The sequence below is a fragment of the Rhizobium sullae genome (genome assembly GCF_900169785.1).
In the GTDB taxonomy this organism is placed as follows: Bacteria; Pseudomonadota; Alphaproteobacteria; order Rhizobiales; family Rhizobiaceae; genus Rhizobium; species Rhizobium sullae.
In genome coordinates this window covers 1-2,034 of the sequence record NZ_FWER01000146.1, presented here as the reverse complement: position 1 = coordinate 2,034, position 2,034 = coordinate 1, and the positions used below count along the sequence as shown (strand labels likewise).

Here is a 2,034-nt window from a genome sequence, read left to right as displayed (position 1 = left end):
ATGCGTCACTCTCCCATCTACTGCGCACTCATGACGTGGACGTGCAAAGTACGTTGCTGTCCATCTATCATCAAAACGACGCCCCAGCCGACTTCGTGTTCCTGCCAGTGAATGATGGCACTCTTGGTGGCACCCATTGGTCGCTGCTGCTCGTAGATCGCCGCGACCCGGAACGAGCGGTCGCCTATCACTACGACTCCTTCCAGCCAAATGGACAGCCTTACAACGACGCGCCTGCACGATTGCTCGCAATAAGACTGGACGCGCTCCTGCTGCAGACACCCGACATGGCCCGGCAGAACAACGGTGTTGATTGCGGCGTCTTCGTGCTGGACGGCACGCGCGAGCTGGTTCATCGATTGGCGAACGAAGAGCGGCCATACCTGCAGCTGGACCTCGACTACCTCGTCGCCGACCGGCAGGCGCTGCAAAACCGACTGAGGGAGCAGCGCTTGCCGCACGAGCTTGCCGCAATCCCCGCGGACGCGATTGCAGCAGCCGGGTCGCAGGTGCAACACGCCGTATTGCAAGAGCAGCAAGCCCGACAAGTCGCGCCAGCGCCGTTTGACCGGCACTTGGGCAAGTCGCGCGAGGCCCAGGACGAGCTGACGAGTACACTTGACAGGAACAACCTCGTGAACAGCGGCGGCGTCATCAACAATGAACATGACACAGCGCTGTTGAGACCGGCGAAGAGGCAGAGGGCTGATAATCCGCAAAGCCTCGCCATGGGGCGGCAGCTGAGCGAAGCAACCACGACGTCCGTCAGCCAAGCCTCCGATCAAGCCCGAGCGGACCTGATGGCCTCCTTCAGAAGCAGAGACCGCTCCGACGCGGGGCGTTGAGCTCCCTGTCTGGGGCCAAGCATAACAGCTCTTCTGACGACAGAGGCGCTGATGCGATCTCCGGACCGTAGGCCTTGCCGAAATTTATCAGGCTGGCACTGTTGGAAGGCGATGTAGGTTTGGAACCCGCCGACGGCGGTGCCGCGTCCGTCCGTCGTTCGCGCCTGGAACCATTGGGCGAGACCGCTCTGCTTTTGGAATCGGAGAAAGCGCCAAGCCAATTGGATCATGCCGCGCCGGACTCGGGCACTGCCGGCGCGCGCCAGCCCCTTCTCGCGGCGGCGTTTGCCGCTCTCGTCCGGGGACCCCGTGAGACCGGCGTAGCGCGCCACCGCCCGCCGATCGCGCAGGTCGCGCGACAGGATCTCATTGACCAGCATGTCCGCCGTCTCGGCGCCGACGCCGAGGACCCGAGCGAGCAAGCGGACCATCGCGTGCGGACCTTTCTTCGCAGCCGGAGCCGCGGCGAGTCGGCGCAGGCGGTCCTGCTCGATCGCGCGAATCTGCTCGCGCACGAGGTGCAGCCGCTCGAGGTAACGGCGCAACTCGGCGCGCGTGTTTTCCGGCAACGGCGTCTCCTCCGCCGTGCGGATTTTGTCGAGCTTGCCCTCGGCCTGCGCAGGGTCGGCTTGAAGGTGCGAATGCCGAAGCGGGCAAGGATCGCCCTCATGCGGTTGATGATCCGTGTTTTCTCAGTGACCAGATTCTCCCGCTCGCGGCTCGGCCGCCGCGCGTCCTCCTCGGCAATCGCCGGGATTGCAGCCATGCCCACATGGCGTTTCTCGCCGCGCAACCAGCCGAGAAAGGCGCGCATCAACAGCTCCGTGTCGAGGCGATCGGTCTTGGCGCGCCGGTGTTCGCGCGACACCGGAACGCTTGCGGGATGGATGACGTAAGCCTCAATATCGCAGGCCCGCAGCCAGCGCGCCAGCCAGAAGCCGTCGCGGCCTGCCTCATAGGCAACGGTGATCCGCTTGATCGAGTGCCCGGCCTGGCTGGCTTCGGCGCGCCACCGCTGCAACAGCTTCAGCAGCGCGGCCGCATCGGCTTGGAGCTTCTTCAGAGGCTGGCGTGCGGGTTTCGGTAATTCGCGGACAGGGGTTCCATTGAATCTCGGACAGCGATTTCACTAAATCCGGGACAGCATTTCCGCTAATTCGCGGACAGCGATTCCGGTAAATCCCGGACA

General features: G+C 64.1%; 1 protein-coding gene and 1 pseudogene. One reads left to right on the top strand and one right to left on the bottom strand.

Going from position 1 to position 2,034, the window contains the following annotated elements; all coding sequences use genetic code 11:
* The coding region (locus BN1800_RS39355; RefSeq protein ID WP_244564832.1) for a Ulp1 family isopeptidase at nt 1–845 on the top strand (845 nt) is incomplete at its 5' end.
* 140 nt (nt 846–985) lie between these two features.
* On the opposite strand, the pseudogene BN1800_RS44385 reads toward BN1800_RS39355, so the two are convergent.
* Nucleotides 986–1,932 (bottom strand): annotated as a pseudogene (locus BN1800_RS44385) (IS110 family RNA-guided transposase); the annotation flags it as partial.
* Between the last annotated feature and the right edge of the window lie 102 nt (nt 1,933–2,034).